The 22,712-nt window shown below is 58.1% G+C and carries 20 protein-coding genes; 11 read left to right on the forward strand and 9 right to left on the reverse strand.

Translation table 11 applies throughout. From position 1 onward, the window contains the following. Positions 1–96: 96 nt before the first annotated feature. Genes BLT00_RS24120 through sdhC form a run of 4 tightly spaced genes read right to left on the reverse strand, consistent with a single transcriptional unit; the run spans position 97 to position 3,325 of the window. Positions 97–801: a succinate dehydrogenase iron-sulfur subunit gene (locus BLT00_RS24120; protein WP_003204434.1), complete on the reverse strand. Its 705-nt coding sequence runs from the start codon at positions 799–801 to the stop codon at positions 97–99. Between the two features lie 11 nt (positions 802–812). Then, positions 813–2,585 carry a succinate dehydrogenase flavoprotein subunit gene (gene sdhA, locus BLT00_RS24125; RefSeq protein ID WP_063324841.1) on the reverse strand — a complete coding sequence of 591 codons (1,773 nt, stop codon included), beginning with the start codon at positions 2,583–2,585 and terminating at the stop codon, positions 813–815. Positions 2,586–2,588: 3 nt separating this feature from the next. Further along, entirely contained in the window at positions 2,589–2,957 is a 369-nt protein-coding gene (gene sdhD, locus BLT00_RS24130) for a succinate dehydrogenase, hydrophobic membrane anchor protein (RefSeq protein WP_003204438.1), read from the reverse strand. Further along, a complete protein-coding gene (gene sdhC / locus BLT00_RS24135; protein WP_024780620.1) occupies positions 2,951–3,325 on the reverse strand; it encodes a succinate dehydrogenase, cytochrome b556 subunit in 375 nt (124 codons plus the stop codon). The genes sdhD and sdhC overlap by 7 nt, the downstream gene beginning before the upstream one ends. 365 nt (positions 3,326–3,690) lie before the next feature. On the opposite strand from sdhC, the gene gltA reads away from it, so the two are divergent. Beyond that, positions 3,691–4,980 carry a citrate synthase gene (gene gltA, locus BLT00_RS24140; RefSeq protein WP_014339589.1) on the forward strand — a complete coding sequence of 430 codons (1,290 nt, stop codon included), beginning with the start codon at positions 3,691–3,693 and terminating at the stop codon, positions 4,978–4,980. 333 nt (positions 4,981–5,313) lie between these two features. Here the strand turns inward: gltA and BLT00_RS24145 are convergent, their stop codons facing one another. From BLT00_RS24145 to BLT00_RS24155, 3 genes are all read right to left on the reverse strand, one after another. Then, positions 5,314–6,972: a cation acetate symporter gene (locus BLT00_RS24145; RefSeq protein ID WP_063324840.1), complete on the reverse strand. Its 1,659-nt coding sequence runs from the start codon at positions 6,970–6,972 to the stop codon at positions 5,314–5,316. Continuing rightward, entirely contained in the window at positions 6,969–7,280 is a 312-nt protein-coding gene (locus BLT00_RS24150; protein ID WP_003179217.1) for a DUF485 domain-containing protein, read from the reverse strand. The genes BLT00_RS24145 and BLT00_RS24150 overlap by 4 nt, the downstream gene beginning before the upstream one ends. A 340-nt stretch (positions 7,281–7,620) precedes the next feature. After that, complete coding sequence (locus BLT00_RS24155; RefSeq protein ID WP_063324839.1) at positions 7,621–8,475, reverse strand: glycine betaine ABC transporter substrate-binding protein; 855 nt, start codon at positions 8,473–8,475, stop codon at positions 7,621–7,623. A 422-nt stretch (positions 8,476–8,897) separates the two neighbouring features. Between BLT00_RS24155 and BLT00_RS24160 the strand changes: the two genes are divergently transcribed. The 7 genes from BLT00_RS24160 (at position 8,898) to BLT00_RS24190 (ending at position 17,437) form a co-directional block, all read left to right on the forward strand. Then, positions 8,898–10,196 carry an alpha/beta fold hydrolase gene (locus BLT00_RS24160; RefSeq protein ID WP_063324838.1) on the forward strand — a complete coding sequence of 433 codons (1,299 nt, stop codon included), beginning with the start codon at positions 8,898–8,900 and terminating at the stop codon, positions 10,194–10,196. Beyond that, positions 10,189–10,977, forward strand: coding sequence for an MlaA family lipoprotein (locus tag BLT00_RS24165; protein ID WP_092147824.1), 789 nt, complete (start codon positions 10,189–10,191; stop codon positions 10,975–10,977). The genes BLT00_RS24160 and BLT00_RS24165 overlap by 8 nt, the downstream gene beginning before the upstream one ends. Positions 10,978–11,449: 472 nt before the next feature. Then, on the forward strand, positions 11,450–12,724 hold the full coding sequence (locus BLT00_RS24170) for an MFS transporter (RefSeq protein WP_092147821.1): 1,275 nt from the start codon (positions 11,450–11,452) through the stop codon (positions 12,722–12,724). 109 nt (positions 12,725–12,833) lie between these two features. Beyond that, positions 12,834–14,030, forward strand: a complete 1,197-nt coding sequence (locus tag BLT00_RS24175; protein WP_092147818.1) for a hypothetical protein — start codon at positions 12,834–12,836, stop codon at positions 14,028–14,030. A 12-nt stretch (positions 14,031–14,042) separates the two neighbouring features. After that, positions 14,043–15,890 carry an aminotransferase class I/II-fold pyridoxal phosphate-dependent enzyme gene (locus tag BLT00_RS24180; protein ID WP_092147815.1) on the forward strand — a complete coding sequence of 616 codons (1,848 nt, stop codon included), beginning with the start codon at positions 14,043–14,045 and terminating at the stop codon, positions 15,888–15,890. Next, positions 15,883–16,551, forward strand: coding sequence for a formyl transferase (locus tag BLT00_RS24185; protein WP_092147812.1), 669 nt, complete (start codon positions 15,883–15,885; stop codon positions 16,549–16,551). The genes BLT00_RS24180 and BLT00_RS24185 overlap by 8 nt, the downstream gene beginning before the upstream one ends. A 58-nt stretch (positions 16,552–16,609) precedes the next feature. Continuing rightward, positions 16,610–17,437, forward strand: coding sequence for a Cof-type HAD-IIB family hydrolase (locus BLT00_RS24190; RefSeq protein ID WP_092147809.1), 828 nt, complete (start codon positions 16,610–16,612; stop codon positions 17,435–17,437). A 3-nt stretch (positions 17,438–17,440) separates the two neighbouring features. Here the strand turns inward: BLT00_RS24190 and BLT00_RS24195 are convergent, their stop codons facing one another. Next, positions 17,441–18,355 (reverse strand): DUF808 domain-containing protein, encoded by a 915-nt coding sequence (locus tag BLT00_RS24195; protein ID WP_092147806.1) that lies wholly within the window; start codon positions 18,353–18,355, stop codon positions 17,441–17,443. Positions 18,356–18,486: 131 nt separating this feature from the next. Between BLT00_RS24195 and BLT00_RS24200 the strand changes: the two genes are divergently transcribed. Continuing rightward, positions 18,487–19,092, forward strand: coding sequence for a TetR/AcrR family transcriptional regulator (locus BLT00_RS24200; protein WP_014339596.1), 606 nt, complete (start codon positions 18,487–18,489; stop codon positions 19,090–19,092). 124 nt (positions 19,093–19,216) lie between these two features. Here BLT00_RS24200 and BLT00_RS24205 read toward each other — a convergent pair whose 3' ends face one another. Next, entirely contained in the window at positions 19,217–19,657 is a 441-nt protein-coding gene (locus BLT00_RS24205; RefSeq protein WP_092147803.1) for a GlcG/HbpS family heme-binding protein, read from the reverse strand. Between the two features lie 267 nt (positions 19,658–19,924). Here BLT00_RS24205 and gcl point away from each other — a divergent pair, with 267 nt between their 5' ends. Together gcl and hyi are read left to right on the forward strand one after the other, a co-directional pair. Then, positions 19,925–21,700 (forward strand): glyoxylate carboligase, encoded by a 1,776-nt coding sequence (gcl, locus tag BLT00_RS24210; RefSeq protein ID WP_092147800.1) that lies wholly within the window; start codon positions 19,925–19,927, stop codon positions 21,698–21,700. A gap of 169 nt (positions 21,701–21,869) precedes the next feature. After that, positions 21,870–22,652, forward strand: coding sequence for a hydroxypyruvate isomerase (gene hyi, locus BLT00_RS24215; protein ID WP_092147797.1), 783 nt, complete (start codon positions 21,870–21,872; stop codon positions 22,650–22,652). Positions 22,653–22,712 lie beyond the last annotated feature (60 nt).

Here is a 22,712-nt window from a genome sequence, read left to right on the forward strand (position 1 = left end):
TTTGTGAGCGGCTGTTCTGGTTATAGCCATGACGCGGGTTGAAGCCCGCGCCCTGGCCTTTACGGGTACAACGGTCCTACGGGTACAGCAGCTGAATCACACGCCGCTTTGCAGCAGCATGTTACGAATGTGACCGATGGCCTTAGTCGGGTTCAGGCCTTTCGGGCAGACGTTGACGCAGTTCATGATCCCGCGGCAGCGGAATACGCTAAACGGGTCATCCAGCGAAGCCAGACGCTCGGACGTCTTGGTGTCACGGCTGTCTGCCAGGAAGCGGTACGCTTGCAGCAGGGCGGCCGGGCCCAGGAACTTGTCCGGGTTCCACCAGAACGATGGGCACGAGGTCGAGCAGCAAGCGCACAGGATGCACTCGTACAGACCGTCGAGCTTCTCACGCTCTTCAGGAGTCTGCAGACGCTCGATGGCCGGAGCCGGCGTGTCGTTCTGCAGGAATGGCTTCACCTTCTCGTATTGCTTGTAGAAGATGCTCATATCGACGACCAGGTCACGGATAACCGGCAAACCTGGCAGCGGACGAACGATCAGCTTGTTGCCCTTGACCACGGCCGACAGCGGCGTGATGCAGGCCAGGCCGTTCTTGCCGTTGATGTTCATGCCGTCGGAGCCGCAAACGCCCTCACGGCAGGAACGACGGTAGGAGAAACCTTCGTCCTGTTCTTTGATCAGGGCCAGCACGTCCAGCACCATCAGGTCTTTACCACCGGTATCGACCTGGAAGTCCTGCATGAACGGCGCAGCGTCCTGATCAGGGTTGTAGCGATAAACACTGACTTGCAACATAGCGGTCACCCTTAATAAGTCCGGACTTTTGGTTCGAAAGTCGGAACAGTCTTCGGCGAGAAGTTCACGGCACGCTTGGCGACGCGTTTTTCACCCGGGAAGTACAAGGTGTGGCACAGCCAGTTTTCGTCGTCACGGTCTTCGAAGTCTTCGCGGGCGTGGGCGCCACGGGACTCTTTACGCACTTCTGCGGCGATGGCGGTGGCTTCGGCCACTTCCAGCAGGTTCTGCAACTCCAGCGCTTCGATACGGGCAGTGTTGAACGCCTGCGACTTATCGTTGATCTTCACGTTGGCGATTCGTTCACGCAATTGCGCCAGCTGGGCAATACCCTTCTGCATGTATTCGCCGGTACGGAATACACCGAAGTAGTTCTGCATGCAGTTTTGCAACTCGCGACGCAGGGTCGCCACGTCTTCGCCTTCGGTACGCTCGTTCAGGGCGGACAGACGCGCCAGGGCGGCTTCGATGTTGGCGTCGGTGGCATCGTCATATTCGATACCGTCGGACAGGGCTTTTTCCAGGTGCAGGCCGGCAGCGCGACCGAAGACCACCAGGTCGAGCAACGAGTTGCCGCCCAGGCGGTTGGCACCGTGGACCGATACGCACGCCACTTCACCCACTGCGAACAGGCCAGGGATGATTTCGTCCACGCCTTCGGCGTTCTGGGTGATTGCCTGGCCATGAATGTTGGTGGCAACGCCGCCCATCATATAGTGGCAGGTTGGAACCACTGGAACCGGCGCAACGACTGGATCGACGTGAGCGAAGGTCTTGGACAGTTCGCAGATGCCTGGCAGGCGGCTGTGCAGCACTTCCTCGCCCAGGTGGTCGAGCTTGAGCATCACGTGGTCGCCATTCGGACCGCAACCGTTGCCAGCGATGATCTCTTTAACCATCGAACGGGCAACCACGTCACGACCGGCAAGGTCCTTGGCGTTCGGAGCATAGCGCTCCATGAAACGCTCGCCGTGCTTGTTGATCAGGTAACCACCTTCGCCACGGCAACCTTCGGTCACCAGTACACCGGCGCCGGCGATGCCGGTCGGGTGGAACTGCCACATTTCGATGTCTTGCACCGGCACGCCAGCGCGCAGGGCCATGCCGACGCCGTCACCGGTGTTGATCAGGGCATTGGTGGTGGATGCGTAGATACGGCCTGCACCGCCGGTCGCCAGTACGGTGGCCTTGGCGCGGATGTAGGTGGTTTCGCCGGTTTCGATGCAGATCGCGATCACACCGACGAAGGCGCCGTCCTGGTTCTTCACCAGGTCAACGGCGTAGTACTCGTTCAGGAACGTGGTACCGGCTTTCAGGTTGCCCTGGTACAGGGTGTGCAGCAGCGCGTGACCGGTACGGTCGGACGCCGCGCAAGTACGCGCGGCCTGGCCGCCCTTGCCGTAGTCCTTGGACTGGCCACCGAACGGACGCTGGTAGATACGACCTTGCTCGGTACGCGAGAATGGCATACCCATGTGGTCCAGCTCGAACACCGCGGCCGGGCCTTCCTGACACATGTATTCGATAGCGTCCTGGTCACCGATGTAGTCGGAACCCTTGACGGTATCGTACATGTGCCAGCGCCAGTCATCGTTCGGGTCGGCCGAAGCGATGGCGCAGGTGATGCCGCCCTGGGCGGAAACAGTGTGCGAACGGGTCGGGAAAACCTTGGTGATCACGGCAGTCTTGTGACCGCCCTGTGCCAGTTGCAGCGCTGCGCGCATGCCGGCACCGCCGCCACCAATGATGATAGCGTCGAAAGAAATCGTTGGAATGTTAGCCATGGATCAGATACCCCAGAGAATCTGCACACCCCAGACGAAGTAAGCGAACATCGCAACGCCGCATACTGCCTGGAAGAGGAAACGTACGGCAGTCGCCGACTTGCCGAACGCCATTGGCGTCAGGTAGTCGGTCGCGATGGTCCACATGCCGACCCAGGCGTGAGCGCCTAGTGCGACAAGTGCCAGCAGACTGAAGATACGCATCCAGTTGTTTGCGAACAGTTCATGCCATTGGGCGTAGCCCAGGCCTGGGTTTGCTACGACATATCCGATCAGGAAGATGAAGTAAGCCGCGAGAACGACCGCAGACACACGCTGGGCCATCCAGTCATAGAGGCCCGAACGCGAAAGGTTCGTGACGTTGGTTACCATATCCAAACTCCTGCCAGAACGATTACCACCACGGAAACGGCGATAACGATTTTCGAGCCCAGCTTGCCGCCTTCCAGCGTCTCACCGATGCCCATGTCCATGATCAAGTGGCGCACACCGGCAACCAAGTGATACAGCAAGGCGGACAGGATGCCCCAAATCACTAGCTTGGCTAGCGGACTGGTCAGACACGCTTTCACCTGACCGAAGCCTTCTTCCGAATCGAGCGACTTGTCCAATGCATAAAGCATGATGGCCAGGCTGACGAAGAGGATGACACCGGAAATACGGTGAAGAATGGACGTGTAAGCAGTGACTGGGAGTTTGATGGTCCTTAGGTCTAGGTTTACAGGTCGTTGGCTTTTCACGGCTTTTTTTTCACACTGAAGAGCCCCTAACAATCAGGGCAAAGTTGTTGGGGCGCGCACTGGTCAGGTACTCACCACCCAGGGAGTGACGACCCCCAAGAAAGCAGGCCCAAAAGCCCCTGGCGGTCGGTGGCCGAGTATAGACAGTTAGGCTACTAATGACAACGCGTTCACCTTCCCCTAATAGCGCATTGCACATACGGCGCAAAAGGCGTAAACGGCAGGTAATTTCGCGGAAAAAGTCCGGTTAAAGCCTTCTGGAGCAAGACTTTAGGCAAATTGACATTCGGATTTATCTCACTATAGTGGTGCGGGCCCTGCGTGGGGGGTCTGTCTGATGATTCCAAGCATTAATAGGAGGCCACATGGCTGACAAAAAAGCGCAGTTGATCATCGAGGGCGCAGCCCCCGTCGAGCTGCCCATTTTAACCGGCACCGTTGGTCCCGATGTAATCGACGTACGGGGCCTGACGGCCACGGGCCGTTTCACCTTTGACCCAGGTTTCATGTCGACCGCCTCGTGCGAGTCGAAAATCACCTATATCGACGGCGACAACGGCATCCTGCTGCACCGCGGCTACCCGATCGAGCAACTGGCTGAAAAATCGGACTACCTGGAAACCTGCTACCTGCTGCTCAATGGCGAGCTGCCAACCGCAGAGCAAAAGGCCCAGTTCGTCAGCACCGTGAAGAACCACACCATGGTTCACGAACAGTTGAAGACCTTCTTCAACGGCTTCCGTCGCGATGCCCACCCGATGGCCGTCATGTGCGGCGTTGTCGGCGCCCTTTCGGCCTTCTACCACGACTCCCTGGACATCAATAACCCCCAGCATCGCGAAATCTCCGCGATCCGCCTGGTGGCGAAGATGCCGACCCTGGCAGCCATGGTCTACAAGTACTCCATGGGCCAGCCCATGATGTACCCGCGCAACGACCTGACCTATGCAGAGAACTTCCTGCATATGATGTTCAACACCCCGTGCGAGATCAAACCGATCAGCCCGGTGCTCGCCAAGGCCATGGACCGGATCTTCATCCTCCATGCCGACCACGAGCAGAACGCCTCCACGTCCACCGTGCGCCTGGCGGGTTCCTCGGGCGCCAACCCGTTCGCCTGTATCGCCGCCGGTATCGCCGCACTCTGGGGCCCAGCCCACGGCGGTGCCAACGAAGCGGTACTGACCATGCTCGATGAAATCGGCGATGTCTCGAACATCGACAAGTTCATCGCCAAGGCCAAGGACAAGAACGATCCGTTCAAGCTGATGGGCTTCGGTCACCGGGTCTACAAGAACCGCGACCCACGCGCCACCGTCATGAAGCAGACCTGCGACGAAGTGCTCAAGGAACTGGGGATCACGAACGATCCGCAACTCGAACTGGCCATGCGCCTGGAAGAGATCGCCCTGACCGACCCATACTTCATCGAACGCTCGCTGTACCCGAACGTCGACTTCTACTCGGGGATCATCCTCAAGGCGATCGGCATTCCAACCAGCATGTTCACCGTGATCTTCGCCCTGGCGCGGACCGTGGGCTGGATCTCCCACTGGAAGGAAATGCTCTCCAGCCCGTACAAGATCGGCCGTCCACGCCAGCTGTACACCGGCTACGAGTCGCGTGACATTACCCAGCTGGAAGACCGCAAGTAAGGCCTGCCTTGCCATAGGTCCCACGCTGCACTGAAACAGCCCCTGCTTCTTATATATAAGAGCAGGGGCTGTTTTGTTTATGCCCTCTTTGATATCTGCGGCGACTGGCCCGACACCTTCGCGAGCGAGCTCGCTCCCACATTGGACCCTGTGTACGACGCAAATCCCCTGCGGGAACGTAATACCGCTCACTTAAGGAAACGGCGCTTTTCCGAGGGAGCGCCGTTGCTCGCGAAGGCGTCATTACTCACACCACCGTTATCGCACACAAAAAAATACCCCAGCCTCTCGACCGGGGTATTTCTTCAAGCACTACGCTTACAACTTACCGTATCAGTGGTTAACCGCCCCACTCGCCCCCAAACCAGTCTGCGAACGCACGAACTGCGGGAAGAACAGCGCCCGCTCGTTTGCACCTTCAGCCGACTTGTCGGTAATGGAGAAGAACCAGATGCCGACGAAGGCGATGGCCATCGAGAACAGCGCAGGGTATTCATACGGGAAGATCGCCTTCTCGTGACCCATGATCTGCACCCAGATGGTCGGGCCGAGGATCATCAGGCCCACGGCACTGACCAGGCCCAGCCAGCCGCCAATCATGGCGCCACGGGTAGTCAGCTTCTTCCAGTACATCGAAAGCAGCAGTACCGGGAAGTTGCAGCTCGCCGCGATGGAGAACGCCAGGCCGACCATGAACGCGATGTTCTGCTTCTCGAACAGGATACCCAGGGTGATCGCCAGCACCGCCAGGGCAATGGTGGTGATTTTCGAGACGCGGATCTCATCCTTCTCGTTGACCCTGCCTTTCCTGATCACGCTGGCATACAGGTCATGGGACACCGCCGAGGCACCGGCCAAGGTCAGACCCGCGACTACCGCCAGGATGGTGGCAAAGGCTACCGCCGAGATGAAGCCGAGGAAGATGCTGCCGCCCACGGCATTGGCCAGGTGCACCGCCGCCATGTTGTTACCGCCGAGCAAGGCACCTGCCGCGTCCTTGAAGGCCGGGTTGGTGCTGACCAGCAGGATCGCGCCGAAGCCGATGATGAAGGTCAGGATGTAGAAGTAACCGATGAAGCCGGTGGCATACAGCACGCTCTTGCGCGCTTCCTTGGCGTCGCTCACGGTGAAGAAGCGCATCAGGATGTGTGGCAGGCCAGCGGTACCGAACATCAGCGCCAGACCGAGGGAGAAGGCCGAGATCGGATCCTTCACCAGGCCGCCAGGGCTCATGATCGCCTCACCCTTAGGGTGAACCTTGACCGCTTCGGCAAACAGCATGTTGAAGTCAAAGTTGACGTGCTTCATCACCATCAGCGCCATGAACGAAGCACCCGACAGCAACAGCACCGCCTTGATGATCTGTACCCAGGTGGTGGCCAGCATGCCGCCGAACAACACGTAGAGGCACATCAGGATGCCCACCAGGATCACCGCAACGTGGTAGTCCAGGCCGAACAGCAGCTGGATCAGCTTGCCGGCACCGACCATTTGCGCGATCAGGTAGAACGCCACCACCACCAGCGAGCCGCTGGCGGACAGACTGCGGATCTGGGTTTGCCCGAGGCGATAGGACGCCACGTCGGCAAAAGTGTATTTACCCAGGTTACGCAGGCGCTCAGCGATCAGGAACAGAATGATCGGCCAGCCCACCAGGAACCCGATGGAGTAGATCAGACCGTCATAACCGGAGGTGAACACCAGCGCGGAAATGCCCAGGAAAGACGCCGCCGACATGTAGTCGCCAGCAATTGCCAGGCCGTTCTGGAAGCCGGTGATCTTGCCGCCGGCCGCATAGTAGTCGGCCGCCGAGTTGTTTTTCTTGGACGCCCAGTAGGTGATGTACAAAGTCGCGCCGACGAAGGCAACGAACATCAGGATCGCCGCGACGTTAAGGGGTTGCTTCTGCACGGCACCGGTCAGGGCTTCAGCCGCCCAGGCGCCCGGGGCGAACGCTGCGATGCTCAATAGGGCCAATAGACGCCGGATCATTGCTGAGCCTCCTTGAGAATCGCGTTGTTCAGGTCGTCGAACTCGCCGTTGGCGCGCCGTACGTAGATTGCAGTCAGAACGAAAGCCGAGAGAATCAGGCCGACACCGATGGGAATCCCCCAGGTCATGGTGGACTCAGGCGTGATCTTGGCCCCGAGAATGTGTGGCCCGTAGGCGATCAGAAGAATGAAGCCGGAATACAACCCAAGCATGATCGCCGAGAGAATCCAGGCGAACTTTTCTCTTTTTCGAACCAGCTCCTTGAAGCGCGGGCTGTTTTGAATCGAGAGGTAAATGCTGTCGTTCATTGTTTTTATCCTCGCAGCACAGATTTAATTGGAACAGCCCTACTCTATGCGGCTCAAGGCCAGGTTCCAGACGACCTTAGTATTAGAACGACATGACGCTTTACCAGTTTCCCGCGTTTACTTGTGCCCCCCTATGGGAGCGAGCCCCTGTGGGAGCAAGGCTTGCCCGCGATGCAGGCACCTCGATTGAACTTGAGACCTAGGCGATGCTATCGCGGGCAAGCCTTGCTCCCACAGACCTTGCTCCCACCGGGCTCGGTGTAGAACTCAGGAATTGCGGGCACAAAAAAACCGCATGACACAACGCCATGCGGTTTTCGAGCCAGCTAAACCCGGTGAGTTACTTGCCGGTCCACTCTTTTACACGGTCCGGGTGCTTGGCGACCCAGTCCTTGGCCGCTGCGTCCGGCTTAGCCCCTTCCTGGATCGCCAGCATGACTTCGCCGATCTCGTCTTTCGAAGCCCACTGGAACTTCTTCAGGAACTCGGCCACTTCCGGCGCCTTCGCGCCCAGTTCCTTGCTGCCGATGCTGTTTACAGTCTCAGCCGCGCCGTAGACGCCTTTCGGGTCTTCCAGGAAGCGCAGTTTCCACTTGGCGAACATCCAGTGCGGCACCCAACCGGTGACCGCGATGGATTCGTTTTTCTTCTCGGCACGGGTCAGCTCGGCAATCATGCCGGCACCGGAACTGGCCTTGAGTTGATAACCGGTCAGGTCGTAGTCCTTGATTGCCTGTTCGGTCTTGAGCATCACGCCTGAACCGGCATCGATGCCGACGATGCGCTTCTTGAAGGAGTCGTCGGTCTTGAGATCTTCGAGCGACTTGGCCTTGACGTACTCCGGCACGATCAGGCCGATTTTGGCGTCCTTGAAGTTCGGGCCATAATCGACCACTTGGTCCTTGTTCTTGGTCCAATAATCGCCGTGAGTCACCGGCAGCCAAGCCGAAAGCATCGCGTCGAGTTTGCCGGTGGCCACGCCTTGCCACATGATCCCGGTCGCGACCGCTTGCAGCTTCACGTCATAACCGAGTTTCTGCTTGATCACTTCGGCGGCCACGTGAGTGGTCGCGACGCTGTCGGACCAGCCGTCAACGTAACCGATGCTCAGGGTTTTGGTTTCGGCGCTAGCCAGTGTGGAGCTGATCGCCAGTACCAGTGCGGCACCTGCGCCCAAGAGTCGTCGCATCTTCATCGTTACTTCCCCGAAAGTGCTGCGCCCGGCGGATGCCGAGCGGCGTCAACGTATAGTTATGGTGGCAGCGCCCCCATCACGCCCGCTTAGAAACCGGCTCGAACGTCAGTGGAGTACTGACCTGTCGATCATCAACCCGCGCCGATCTGGAACCTGCTCTGCCTGCGACGTCGAGGCAACGAGAAACGACATCAGAACGCCAGCTCTCAGTTCCGGGCATTTGTAGCTCCATCACACATGAGATTTAGCAGTCAAATCCGGCAAACGCCAGATAACTAGCCGCCAGCACGCACGACCGTGTATCGTCCCGCTACTATCGCACCCCGTCCGTGCCTGTTTTGTGCCCGTCATGGCACTTGGCTCCGCTTCGGTGGTCATAGCCTGCGAACCTCATTCGGCACCTTCCTCTAAGGGATCCAGTCATGCTCCGTTCCTTGCGCTTCGCTGCCCTTCTCGGCGGCCTTATCCTGAGTGCGTCCGCGCTGGCGGCAGACATTGACGCCGCCAGCTATGGCTACCCCTTGACCAACCCGTTCGAAGCGACCATCGCCACCACTCCGCCGGACCTGCGCCCGGAGCTGCCGCTGATCGAAGACATCAATCAGGCGGACCACAGCCTGACCCTGCGCCCGGAACGCGAGTTCATCCTGCCGGACAACTTCTGGCCGGTGAAAAGCCTCACTTACCGCATGGCCACCCAGGACAAACCCGCGCCGCTGATCTTCCTCATCGCCGGCACCGGTGCGCGCTTTGACAGTAGCATTAATGAATACCTCAAGCGCCTCTACTACAAGGCCGGCTACCACGTGGTGCAGTTGTCCTCGCCCACCAGCTTCGACTTCATGAGCGCCGCCTCACGCTTTGCCACCCCGGGCATCAGCAAGGAAGACGCCGAAGACATGTACCGGGTGATGCAAGCCGTGCGCGCGCAGAACCCCAAGCTGCCAGTGACCGAGTATTACCTGACCGGCTACAGCCTCGGCGCCCTGGACGCGGCCTTCGTCGCACACCTGGACGAAACCCGGCGCAGCTTCAATTTCAAGAAAGTGCTGTTGCTCAACCCACCGGTGAACCTCTACACCTCGATCACCAACCTGGACAAACTGGTCCAGACCGAGGTCAAGGGCATCAACAGCACCACCACGTTCTACGAACTGGTACTGAACAAGCTGACGCGCTACTTCCAGCAAAAAGGCTACATCGACCTCAACGATGCGCTGCTCTATGACTTCCAGCAGTCCAAGCAACACTTGAGCAACGAGCAGATGGCCATGCTGATCGGCACCTCGTTCCGTTTCTCGGCGGCCGACATCGCGTTCACTTCGGACCTGATCAATCGGCGCGGGCTGATCATCCCGCCCAAGTTCCCGATTACCGAAAGCACCAGCCTGACGCCGTTCCTCAAGCGTGCACTGCAATGCGATTTCGACTGTTACCTCACCGAGCAGGTGATTCCGATGTGGCGCGCGCGCACTGACGGCGGCAGCCTGTTGCAACTGGTCGACCAGGTCAGCCTGTACGCGCTGAAGGATTACCTGCACGACAGCCCGAAGATTGCCGTCATGCACAACGCTGACGACGTGATCCTCGGCCCGGGTGACCTGGGCTTCCTGCGCAAGACCTTTGGCGACCGCTTGACGGTTTATCCACTGGGCGGCCATTGCGGCAACATTAATTACCGCGTCAACAGCGACGCGATGCTGGAGTTCTTCCGTGGCTAAATATCTCCTGCTTATCGCTGCGTTAATGAGTGCTGGCCTGGCCCAGGCCGATAACAGCAAGGCCAATGCGCCTGTGGTGGTGGACTCCGACGGTTTCAAGGAGCCGTTGAGCAAGCTCAAGTTCAACCCGGGGCTGGACCAGCGTGAGTTCGAGCGCTCGACGCTCAATGCCTTGAACGTCTATGACCCGCTGGAATCCTGGAACCGCCGCGTCTACCACTTCAACTACCGCTTCGACCAATGGGTCTTCCTGCCGGTGGTCGATGGCTACCGCTACGTCACGCCCAGCTTCGTGCGCACCGGCGTCAGCAACTTCTTCAACAACCTGGGGGATGTGCCGAACCTGATGAACAGCCTGCTGCAATTCAAGGGCAAGCGTTCGATGGAAACCACAGCGCGCCTGCTGCTCAACACCACCGTCGGCATCGCCGGCCTGTGGGACCCGGCCACCGCCATGGGCCTGCCGCGCCAGAGCGAAGACTTCGGCCAGACCCTGGGCTTCTACGGCGTCCCTGGCGGCGCGTACTTCGTATTGCCGATCTTCGGCCCTTCGAACCTGCGCGACACCTCAGGCTTGTTGGTGGACTACACGGCCGAATCAGCGATCAACTACCTCAATGTCGCCGAAGTCAGCGCCAACCACCCGGAATTGCTGCTTCTGCGCGGCGTCGACAAACGCTACCAGACCAGCTTCCGCTACGGGCAACTGAACTCGCCGTTCGAGTATGAGAAGGTGCGCTACGTGTACACCGAGTCGCGCAAGTTGCAGATTTCCGAGTAATCCTTAAGGCCAACACGCCTGAATCCGGCGTGTTGGCTGCTGTATCCCTGCGCAATGCCCCCTCCCGCCGACCTAATTTCTTCTGGTTCAACTTCGTTTAATGAAGACAACATGTGCGCGATTGCAGCGTCATGAGGTGCTCAACGACAGCAAATGTTCGATTGTGAATTTTTTATTAACATTTTGTGACACGTCGTGTAGGATTGGATCCAAAGAAAGGATGCAATACCGTGTTTAAGATCAAGGATCGATATGAAAAAATTCCTCTCCCCTCGCTGTGCATCACCAGATGCTTCGATCGGCAAACTTCGGTACACGCCTGCGCTTACTAAATAAAGTGACTGAGCACAACTGGCTCAGGAAACACTCTACAGCGCCCGCCCTTCGTTAAACTCCAGACGCTCAAGTCTCGTCGTTTGCGTTTCGTTACCTCATTGTCATGCGCCAAGCATTACATCCAATGTGATTATTTATGCTCGCCTTCCAACTTGTCCGTTTTAAATACTATTTCTCATCGCTGCCATTCTTTATATGGATGCTGTTCATTGGCACCTTTCTGACGCGCGCTACGTCAATGATGGTTTGGCCATTCATTTCGATTGTTCTCTATACGCGGTTCGGTTTCAGCACTTCGACCATCGGCCTGATTCTGACTTGCTCTATCGCCCTCTCTTCGCTGGTCAGCTTCTACAGCGGGTATCTTTCCGACAAGATCGGGCGCCTCAAGATCATCCTGGTCGGTTGCGTAGTGGCGATGGTCTCCTACTTGCTGCTGGGTATCAGCACGCATGCCGAGGGCTACATCGCCGGAACACTGTTGGCCAATCTCTCCTGGGCCCTGGTCAACAATCCAATCAAGACGGTCATCGGTGATGTCATCGAGTCCTGTTCTCTGGTGGAACGTGCCATGCACCTGCGCTATTTCTTTCTCAATGCTGGGGCCGCCGTGGGCCCTTACTTCGGGCTCAAGCTTGGCATTTCCACGGATTCCCTGTCCTTTGTGCTGGTGACGGCCTCCTACCTGGCCCTGCTGTCGGGCGTCATGGTGTTCGGTCGCGGTATTACCCTGAAGGCCATCAACACCACCTCCTTGCGAAGTACCTTGCAGATCCTCTCCCGGGATCATGTGTTCCTCCTGCTCGTGATCAACAACATCGTCATGATGTTCATCTTCGGCAGCTTTGATTCCAGCGTGCCTCAATTGATGGCTTCGCTCGCGTTCGAGGGGTACCTGCCCTTTGTCGCCAATCTGATCGTGCTGCATGCCACCGTGATCGTGCTGCTTCAACTGCCACTGGCCAGGGTTCTGGCACAGGCAACATTAGAGACCAAGATCCATATCGGTTCTGTATTGCTGGTTTTAAGTCAGGCCGGCATGACACTGGCGGCACACTTTTATCAAGTGCAACTATTGTGGTACGGCGCGGTGCTGCTGCTGAGCCTTAGCCAGGCCCTACTGTTTCCATGTTTGAATCTTTTTGTCGACAGCCTGGCACCTCGAAACCTGAGAGGCGCTTACTTTGGCGCCGCGTCGCTTTACAGCATTGGCTTTTCCATGGCGCCCATTGTCGGAGGCTTTTTCATACAAGCGTTGAGCGGAACAGCGCTGTTTGTTTTCCTGACGGTGACCAGTCTCGTCATGGCCTTTACCTTCGCCGCTATTTTCACCCGACTGCACCACCGCAACTTAACTAACGACAAACAGGGAACCCGCAGCACCGGCCAGGAACTCCCTATCGGCCAATAACGCCTGACGCATGCACCCGCCATTCTATTGAGGTCACTCACAATGACATCAGGCCTTTCTGCGCCTTGAAATTATGTTTTTAACTATGCAGCGCTCAACTGGAGTAAGAATGAACAAGGACGACTACGACATTATTTTATGTGGTGCGGGCCCGGCAAACATTTCATTGTTGCCTGACCTCATACAGAAGGAAGATATCCATCGGTGTTTGATTCTGGAGAAATCCAACACCTTGGGCAGCGGTGCGATCGGACAGTACCGCATTACCGCCAACTCTCTGGGCGGCGTTTTCCTGGAAAAGTTCCAGGGCAAGCAGGATGAACTCAGCCGATACATGCGTACCACGGCGGAATGGGCGTATTTCAGCGAACGACGTGACGAGGCGGTCGAGTTGCGCTACGTAGGACAGTTTCTGGAACACATCGGCGCCTTCGTCCAACAGCACAAGACGCTGTACAAGCGCTTCGAAGTATCGACCTTGTCCACCGTCGAAGAAATCCAACTGACCGGCGATGGGCGCTATACCGTGCGCTATACCGTTGACGGCCAAACCCGAGAGGCGCTGTGCAGGAAAGTCATGGTCAACCTGGGTGGACAAGTCAACAACGTCGCCTTGCCACACCCGAATGCCATCAATAGCGACGCCATGCTCAAAGGCCAATATGACGAGCAAATCAAGGCAGGCCAATACCCAAGCATTGCAATTCTGGGCTCATCCCATAGCGCCGTTTCCTGCCTGATCCGCCTGATTGAACAATTGGATTTTCAAGGCCCTATCCAACTGCTGGTCAAGCGTAACTTCAAGCTTTTCTTTGACTCCCCACAAGCGGCACTGGCTCAGGGCTACCCTTTTGTCGATGCGGATGTTTGCCAGGCCAGCCAGCGTGTCAATCGCTACTCTGGCCTTCGGTATGACTCGCTCGCGTTTGCTCGCAAGATCCAACGGGGAGAAATCTCCAACCTGACCGTTGTGAACATCAGCGCCGAGGGTCCCGAGACACTGCGCAAGCGCCTTGACTCGGTCGATCTGACGATCAAATGCACCGGTTTCAGCGCAACGCCAGTCCGACTGCTCGATATCGACGGCTCCCCTATCACGCTGCGCCAGGACGCCCACGGCCTGATCGTGGATCACCGGCTGAATCCCACCACGATATCGGATCGAACGCTAGAGAACTTCCACGCCTTCGGCTTGGGCGCCGGCATCAAGACCGGGGGTGACAGCGGCGGCGAGGAAAGCTTCAGCGGCCGGATAGACGGCGTGTGGATTTACCAGCACGTGGTGCCCCGACTCGCTTTTCATTAATAAGGACATTCAATGAACACTGGAACAGCCATTATTCTCTGCGCCGGACGCGGCAGCCGCTTGGCCAATCGCACCCGTCATATGCCCAAACCTCTGGTCAAGACCAACGACATCGCATTTATAGATAACGCGTTGAGCAATCTTCAACTGCATGGCGTCAAGCGGGTCGTGGTGGTAGTGGGTTATCAAGCCGAGATCATTACCGGGCACCTGAACAGCCTGGAGACCCTGCTGGATATCGAGTATGTGAATAACCCGGACTGGGAGACGACCAACAACATCTATTCGTTGTATCTGGCTCGCCAACACATCGGTCAGGACACACTCATCGTTGAAGGTGACATCTTTTTCTCCGAAGCCTGCCTGGAAAAACTGCTGCGAACGTCAAGCGATCTGGTTGCACTGGTCTCGCCGCTGGGGAAAAACATGGAGGGTACCTACGCCAACCTTTATGAGGGACAGCTCCAGAGTTTCGGCTCGACTAAAGATAGCGGTCATCAGGCGCAGGAGGAACAGTACAAGACCGTCAACTTATATCGGATAGGCTCCCCGCTGTTCGCCCAACACGTGCGCGAGCAACTCGAAGCCGAGGTCGCAGAAGGCAACCTGAACGCCTATTACGAAGACGTTTTCAAACAAGCATGCAAGACCGGAAAGTGGGACATCGAGGCCGCGGTGGTGCCTTCGACCGAATGGTACGAGGTCGACAACTATTATGACCTGACAGTGTGCAATTACATTTCCAGTCGGGATCGCCTAGCGTTTCTCCAGAGCCGCCACGGTGGCTACTGGCGCTACCCGGTCCTCGATTTCGCCCTGATCTATAATTTCCACTTTCCCCCCCAGCAGATGAAAGACCGGATCAAGGAAAACTTCGACGATATTCTCCTCAACTATCCTGGCGGCCGGAAACTCATTGAAGAGTCGCTGAGCGAATTCATAAGCGTCCCCGCCCGACACCTTTGCGTGGCCAATGGCGCAGCGGAAATCATCAAATTATTGCCCTCTGTGTATCCAGGCAAAGTGTTGGTCACTGTTCCGTCCTTCAACGAATACGCCAATGTTTTCGGTGAGGAGCGCACGCTCAGTCATCACACCCAGGCAGACCAAGGCTTCAATATCGATCTGGATGCCTTGTTGCAGACCTGTAGGAAAGAGCGCCCATCGGTCGTCGTCATCGAGTCGCCGAATAATCCGACCGGCTGCCTCACGCCAGCCGCAGCGCTCTCGGAACTGGCGAGCCAACTGGCTGAACTGGATATCGCGCTGATTGTCGACGAGTCGTTCCTGGACTTTTCGCCCAGCGCCGCAAACACCCTGCTGTCTTCGCTGGACCAGCACGCGAACCTTGTCGTTATTCGCAGCATGAGCAAGACATTCGGCATCGGGGGGATCCGTATCGGTTACCTCGCCAGTGCAAATCACGGCTTATTGGCACAGATCAACTCGCTACTGCCCATTTGGAATCTCAATGGCTTTGCCGAGGAAGTGTTGCTGCATCTGCCGCAATACAAACAGGAATACCTGGACAGCTGCCAGCAGGTCATCCGTGACACCCAGGCATTGCGCCAGGCGCTGGACGAAATCGAAGGCATCACAGCTTTTGCAACCGACTCCAACTTTGTGTATTGCCAGACCGAGCAGGTCCCGGCTCAAACCTTGTGCCGCCTTTTGCTTGAGCACAACCTTTACGTCAAGGAATGCTCTGGCAAGCGCAACACCGACTCCGACCACTACCTGAGAATTTCCTGCCGCACCCGCCAGGAAAACGCCCAACTCATAAGCGCCTTGAAATCGACCATGCAGGCACTGACGACACCGAGAAGTACACGCATGAAGAAGGAACTGTCCCATGCCTAAAAATGTAGTGATCTGCGGTAAGGGTGAACTGGCGATTTTTGCCTGTGAATACTTCAATGCCTCGTCCGAACACATCGTCGCTTATGTGGTTGCGGATCCGTTCGAGCCAGTGAGCAGCGAGCTCACGTTGATCCAGTACTGCCGTAACAAGAACATTCCCCTCATTGAAAGCGGCAAGATAGAAGACTTGCCTGGCTACAAGGAAGGTCTCTTTTCATGCGACCTGTGCCTGGTGATCTTCCACAAACGAATACTGCCTCGGGCCTACATCGACTGCTGCAAGCGCATCGTCAACCTGCACTTGTCGTACCTGCCCCATTATCGTGGGGTGCGGCCCGTCAACTGGGCGTTAAAGAACAACGAGCGCCAACATGGGGTGACCCTTCATGAAATCAATGAAGGCATCGACGACGGCCCGATTCTCAACCAGGTGTCGTTCTGTATTTACCCGGAGTTCGAAGAAGTCATCGACACCTACAATCGGGCAATCGGCTACGCCCGCCAGTTGCTGATCGACACGCTGCCGTTGCTCGACAGGATTATCCCTGTTGAGCAACGTCACGAAGAGATGAGCATCTATTTCGAGAAGGATAACGCCCGATTGGAAGAACGGATGACGTTCACCCGCGAGCAGTCGCTGAAAATGCTTGGCCGACGTTGATCTACCGTGCCGAGCCACAGCCTTTGGTTGTGGCTCGGCAGCCTATTCGAGGAACACCATGTATTCATTGATTGCTACGGACCTGGACGGGACCTTGCTGATGCCCGGCGATACGCTGGGCAACTACACCCGGACGGTGATGCGCCATCTTTACGATGCCGGCCTGCATGTGGTGTTGGCAACAGGTCGCCAACAGGCCGACGTCGAGACGTTGCTCGACGACAGCTCGCCTCCCTTGCATCTGATCACCTCCAACGGCGCCAAGATCAGCAGCGCCTGTGGCGGATTGATGCGTTGCGAAGCGCTGCCTGACGACGTTGTCCAAGGGCTGATTGAAGAAGCCCGCCACAGCCCTGACCTGATCATCAACCTGTACGGTCCTTGCGGCTGGTTAATCGGCTGTGAGCATGATGTCAGCGACTTTAATCGCAACCCGCATTTCCAACCGACCGTGATCCGACCCGACACGTGGCCCACGGAAAACGTCGAAAAGGTGTTTTTCTTTCAGAAGGAAAAAGATCACCAGGCTTTACTGGCTTTGCAGAAGCGGCTGGAGCGGAAATTCGGAAACCGCATCAGCACGGTGTTCTCGTTTACCTGGTGCCTGGAAGTCATGGCCAGCGACGTTTGCAAGGGCCACGCCCTGAAACAGCTGGCCGCGTTTCTTGATGTCCCCATTGGCGCGTGCATCGCCTTTGGTGACGGCATGAATGACATTGGCATGCTCTCAGTGGCAGGCAAGGCGGTCATCATGGGAACCGCTCATCAAGACGTCACCCAGGCGCTGCCTGATGCGCAGATCATTGGCGCCTGCTGTGACGAAGCCGTGGCCCGATACCTCTCGAAACATGTGCTGCTGCCAATTCAATCGGTAACGCAATCCTGAGGTTCAGGATCGTACCGCTTTCCAAAGCTTGGCCACGGCCATGACGCCCAGCAACACCACGCCACCGGCGACAATACCCGCCACCGCATTGAGCAACATCGGCACGATAAACCCGGCACCGCCGACACTGGCAGCCACGCCTTCGATCCAGTGATGCACCACCGGCACGCCATGGGTCAGGATGCCACCGCCCACCAGGAACATCGCCGCCGTGCCGATCACCGACAGACTTTTCATCATGTAGGGCGCTGCACTCAGGATGGCGCCGCCGATGCTTTTGGCGGCCTGCCCTGGTTTCTGGGTCAACCAAAGCCCCAAGTCATCGAGCTTGACGATGCCGGCCACCAGGCCATAGACGCCAATGGTCATGACGATGGCGATGCCCGACAGGACGATCACCTGCTGGGTCAGTGCGGCGTCGGCAACGGTGCCGAGGGTGATGGCGATGATTTCCGCTGAAAGAATGAAATCGGTGCGTACCGCACCCTTGATCTTGTCCTTTTCAAAGGCCACCAGATCGACCGCCGGATCCGCCACGGCCTCGACCAGTTGCGCATGTTCAGCCTGGTCTTCGGCCGGGCTGTGGAGGAACTTGTGGGCCAGCTTTTCGAACCCTTCGAAACACAGGTAGGCGCCGCCCACCATCAACAGCGGCGTCACCAGCCAGGGCACAAAGGCGCTGATCGCCAGCGCCGACGGCACCAGGATCAGCTTATTGACGAACGATCCCTTGGCCACTGCCCAGACTACCGGCAGTTCCCGCTCGGCACGCACACCCGAGACTTGCTGGGCATTGAGCGCCAGGTCATCGCCGAGCACGCCGGCGGTTTTCTTGGCGGCCATCTTGGTCATCAGCGCGACATCGTCAAGCACGGTGGCGATATCGTCGATCAGTACCAGCAAACTGCTTCCAGCCATGGAGTGGGCTCCTTGAATAATAATGCCGTGCAGCATACCGCGAGCCGCGGCGCCTTGGGCATTCTTGAGCGCCGCGCGAGGCCGGTGCTACCATGCGCCACCGCCAGAACAGGCAAGGAACCCCTGGGTTTATGAGCACTATCCGCGAGCGCAACAAAGAATTGATCCTGCGTGCCGCCAGCGAAGAGTTTGCCGACAAGGGCTTCGCCGCGACCAAGACCAGCGACATCGCGGCCAAGGCGGGCCTGCCCAAACCCAACGTCTACTACTACTTCAAATCCAAGGAAAACCTCTACCGCGAGGTACTGGAAAGCATCATCGAGCCGATTCTCCAGGCTTCGACACCGTTCAATGCCGACGGTGTGCCCGGCGAGGTACTGAGTCATTACATCCGCTCCAAGATCCGCATTTCCCGCGACCTGCCCTTCGCCTCGAAAGTCTTCGCCAGCGAAATCATGCACGGCGCCCCCCACCTGAGCCCCGACCTGGTGGAACAACTCAACGCCCAGGCCCGGCACAACATCGACTGCATCCAGACCTGGATCGACCGTGGCCAGATCGCCCCCATCGACCCCAACCACCTGATGTTCAGCATCTGGGCCGCCACCCAGACCTATGCCGATTTCGACTGGCAGATCAGCGCCGTGACCGGCAAGGCCAAGCTGGATGAAGCGGATTACGAAGCGGCGGCGCAGACGATTATTCGGTTGGTGTTGAAGGGATGTGAGCCAGACTGAAGGCCGAGCCGCCTTCAATCGCAGCAAGCCCGCTCCCACACTGGGTTTGCGGTATTTAGACATTATGTGTCCAGCATCAAATCTGAGCCTGCTCGCGAAGACGCCAGTCAAATCAGCATAAAAATCAAGCAACCACCCCCACATCCGCCCTCAACCGCAGCGCCTCCACCGCCCTGACCGCCACCTGCTCATCCACATCCGAAACATCACCACTGACCCCCATCGCCCCCAGCACCTTCCCATCCTGATCCCTGATCAATACCCCACCCGGGGCCGGTACCACGTTGCCCTGTCCTAACCCATTCAAAGCGGCAAAGAACGCCGGGCGTTGCTGGGCGTCCTGGGCGAGCAGGCGCGAGCCTTTACCCAGGGCGATGGCGCCCCAGGCCTTGCCGATGGCGATCTGCGGGCGAAGCAGGCTGGCGCCGTCTTCGCGCTGCAAGGCAACCAGGTGCCCGCCGCTGTCCAGGACCGCGACGGCCAGGGGTGCAGCGCTGATTTCACGACCGACGGCAAGGGCTTGCCCGGCCAGGTTAACGGCGATTTTCAAGGTTAGAACGCTCATGGGTACTGTCCTTCTTCTGTTATGGGAGAACCTTGCTGGCTTCACTTTCAGCAAAACCGAACACAACAAATAGAACACAACAATACATATGTTTGTATACAATAATTTCTCAAAAGGCACTTTAATCGATGAAGACCGCAGCAAAACCTGGCCTTCCGACGAATGAAACAGATGCTTGAGGAAATGGATTGACCTGCGCCATTTCCCGTGAATACACTCTTCACACAGCAACTTGTATACAATTACAAAACGTAAGAGGCACAAATAATGAGCAAAATGAGAGCAATCGAAGCCGCCGTTCTGGTAATGCGCCGTGAAGGCGTGGACACCGCCTTCGGTATCCCGGGTGCCGCGATCAACCCGCTGTACTCCGCCCTGCAGAAGGTGGGTGGCATCGATCACGTCCTTGCTCGCCATGTTGAAGGCGCCTCCCACATGGCCGAGGGCTACACCCGCACCAAGGCCGGCAATATCGGTGTGTGCATCGGCACCTCGGGCCCGGCCGGCACCGACATGGTGACAGGGCTCTACAGCGCCTCGGCCGACTCGATCCCGATCCTGTGCATCACCGGGCAAGCCCCTCGCGCCCGTCTGCACAAGGAAGACTTCCAGGCTGTGGATATCACCAGCATCGTCAAACCCGTGACCAAATGGGCAACCACCGTGCTCGAGCCGGGCCAGGTGCCGTATGCCTTCCAGAAGGCGTTCTTCGAGATGCGCTCCGGCCGTCCAGGCCCGGTGCTGATCGACCTGCCGTTCGACGTGCAGATGGCCGAGATCGAATTCGATATCGACGCCTACCAGCCACTGCCCCTGGCCAAACCCGCGGCCAACCGCCTGCAGATCGAGAAAGCCCTGGCGATGCTCAATCAGGCTGAGCGTCCATTGCTGGTGGCTGGCGGCGGCATCATCAACGCCGATGCCAGCGAACTGCTGGTGGCGTTCGCCGAACTGACTGGCATCCCCGTTATCCCAACCTTGATGGGCTGGGGCACCATCCCCGACGATCACCCGCTGATGGTCGGCATGGTCGGCCTGCAAACCTCCCATCGCTATGGCAACGCAACCTTGCTCAAGTCGGACGTGGTGCTGGGCATCGGCAACCGCTGGGCCAACCGTCACACCGGTTCGGTGGATGTCTATACCGAAGGCCGCACGTTCATTCACGTGGACATCGAGCCGACCCAGATCGGCCGCGTGTTCACTCCCGACCTGGGCATCGTTTCCGATGCCGCCTCGGCCCTGACGGTGTTCATCGAAGTGGCCCGTGAATGGCAAGCCGCCGGTAAGCTGAAAAACCGCGACGCCTGGTTGCAAGACTGCCAGCAACGCAAGGCCAGCCTGCAACGCAAGACGCACTTCGACAACGTGCCGGTCAAGCCACAGCGTGTGTACGAAGAAATGAACCAGGTATTCGGCAAGGACACCTGCTACGTCAGCACCATTGGCCTGTCACAGATCGCCGGGGCGCAGTTCCTCCACGTCTACAAGCCACGCCATTGGATCAACTGTGGCCAGGCCGGTCCTTTGGGCTGGACCATTCCGGCCGCGCTGGGGGTGGTCAAGGCCGATCCGAGCCGCAAGGTCGTGGCGCTGTCGGGCGACTATGACTTCCAGTTCATGATCGAAGAGCTGGCGGTGGGTGCGCAGTTCAAGCTGCCGTACATCCATGTGGTGGTGAACAACTCTTACCTGGGGCTGATCCGCCAGGCCCAGCGCGGGTTCGACATGGATTACTGCGTGCAGCTGTCCTTCGACAACCTCAACGCACCGGAGCTCAACGGCTATGGCGTGGACCACATTGCCGTGGCCGAAGGCCTGGGGTGCAAAGCGCTACGGGTGTTCGAACCGAGTCAGATCGCACCGGCACTGCGCCAGGCCGAGAAAATGATCGAGGAGTTCAAGGTGCCGGTGATCGTCGAGATTATCCTGGAGCGGGTGACTAACATTTCCATGGGCACCGAGATCAACGCCGTCAATGAGTTTGAAGATCTGGCGCTGGTGGGCAACGATGCACCGACTGCCATTTCGTTGCTCGACTAGTACTGAGGCCTTCACAGGCAATACTGTTCATCAAGGAAATCACCGGACCTGTGGCGAGGGAGCTTGCTCCCGCTGGCTGCGCAGCAGCCCATTTTGTGAGTGCTTCGCACTCGAGCGGGAGCAAGCTCCCTCGCCACAAGGGGCCTCTACTCGTCCATAGGAGACTGTCATGCCGCGTTTCGCCGCCAACCTGTCCATGCTGTTCACCGAGCAGGATTTCCTCGCCCGTTTCGAAGCCGCCGCCAAGGCCGGGTTCAGTGGCGTCGAATACCTGTTCCCCTACGACTACAGCTCCTCCGAACTCAAGGCCCTGCTCGACGCCAACGGCCTGACCCAGGTGCTGTTCAACCTGCCGGCCGGTGACTGGGCCAAGGGCGAGCGCGGCATTGCCTGCCTGCCGGACCGGGTCGAGGAATTCCGCGCCGGTGTCGACCTGGCCATCGCCTACGCCCAGGTGCTGGGCAACACCCAGGTCAACTGCCTGTCGGGGATTCGCCCGCAGAACTGCAGTGAAACCCTGGTGGAAAAAACCTTCGTCGCCAACCTGAAATACGCTGCCGAGAAGCTGCAGGCCAAAGGCATCAAGCTGGTGATGGAAGCCATCAACACCCGCGACATTCCCGGCTTCTACCTGAACAACACTGCCCAGGCCCTGTCGATCCGCGAGCAGGTGGGCAGCGCCAACCTGTTCCTGCAATACGACATCTACCACATGCAGATCATGGAAGGTGACCTGGCCCGGACCCTGTCGGCGCACCTGGGCGAGATCAACCACGTGCAACTGGCGGACAACCCGGGGCGCAACGAGCCGGGTACAGGCGAGATCAACTACCGCTTCCTGTTCGAACACCTGGACCGCATCGGCTACCAGGGTTGGATCGGCTGTGAATACAAGCCGCTGACCACCACCGAAGCCGGCCTGGGCTGGCTTAAAACCCATAACGTGATCTGATCCCGCGCGAGCTTTTGTGGCGAGGGAGCTTGCTCCCGCTCGGCTGCGAAGCAGATGCAT

Source organism: Pseudomonas sp. NFACC51 (assembly GCF_900103575.1).
GTDB lineage: Bacteria > Pseudomonadota > Gammaproteobacteria > Pseudomonadales > Pseudomonadaceae > Aquipseudomonas > Aquipseudomonas fluorescens_Q.

Coding starts and splice junctions, on each gene's coding strand:
- BLT00_RS24120 (WP_003204434.1), bottom strand. CDS start 801: ATGTTGCAAGTCAGTGTTTATCGCTACAACCCTGATCAGGACGCTGCG.
- sdhA (WP_063324841.1), bottom strand. CDS start 2,585: ATGGCTAACATTCCAACGATTTCTTTCGACGCTATCATCATTGGTGGC.
- sdhD (WP_003204438.1), bottom strand. CDS start 2,957: ATGGTAACCAACGTCACGAACCTTTCGCGTTCGGGCCTCTATGACTGG.
- gltA (WP_014339589.1), top strand. CDS start 3,691: ATGGCTGACAAAAAAGCGCAGTTGATCATCGAGGGCGCAGCCCCCGTC.
- BLT00_RS24145 (WP_063324840.1), bottom strand. CDS start 6,972: ATGATCCGGCGTCTATTGGCCCTATTGAGCATCGCAGCGTTCGCCCCG.
- BLT00_RS24150 (WP_003179217.1), bottom strand. CDS start 7,280: ATGAACGACAGCATTTACCTCTCGATTCAAAACAGCCCGCGCTTCAAG.
- BLT00_RS24155 (WP_063324839.1), bottom strand. CDS start 8,475: ATGAAGATGCGACGACTCTTGGGCGCAGGTGCCGCACTGGTACTGGCG.
- BLT00_RS24160 (WP_063324838.1), top strand. CDS start 8,898: ATGCTCCGTTCCTTGCGCTTCGCTGCCCTTCTCGGCGGCCTTATCCTG.
- BLT00_RS24170 (WP_092147821.1), top strand. CDS start 11,450: ATGCTCGCCTTCCAACTTGTCCGTTTTAAATACTATTTCTCATCGCTG.
- BLT00_RS24175 (WP_092147818.1), top strand. CDS start 12,834: ATGAACAAGGACGACTACGACATTATTTTATGTGGTGCGGGCCCGGCA.
- BLT00_RS24180 (WP_092147815.1), top strand. CDS start 14,043: ATGAACACTGGAACAGCCATTATTCTCTGCGCCGGACGCGGCAGCCGC.
- BLT00_RS24185 (WP_092147812.1), top strand. CDS start 15,883: ATGCCTAAAAATGTAGTGATCTGCGGTAAGGGTGAACTGGCGATTTTT.
- BLT00_RS24190 (WP_092147809.1), top strand. CDS start 16,610: ATGTATTCATTGATTGCTACGGACCTGGACGGGACCTTGCTGATGCCC.
- BLT00_RS24195 (WP_092147806.1), bottom strand. CDS start 18,355: ATGGCTGGAAGCAGTTTGCTGGTACTGATCGACGATATCGCCACCGTG.
- BLT00_RS24200 (WP_014339596.1), top strand. CDS start 18,487: ATGAGCACTATCCGCGAGCGCAACAAAGAATTGATCCTGCGTGCCGCC.
- BLT00_RS24205 (WP_092147803.1), bottom strand. CDS start 19,657: ATGAGCGTTCTAACCTTGAAAATCGCCGTTAACCTGGCCGGGCAAGCC.
- gcl (WP_092147800.1), top strand. CDS start 19,925: ATGAGCAAAATGAGAGCAATCGAAGCCGCCGTTCTGGTAATGCGCCGT.
- hyi (WP_092147797.1), top strand. CDS start 21,870: ATGCCGCGTTTCGCCGCCAACCTGTCCATGCTGTTCACCGAGCAGGAT.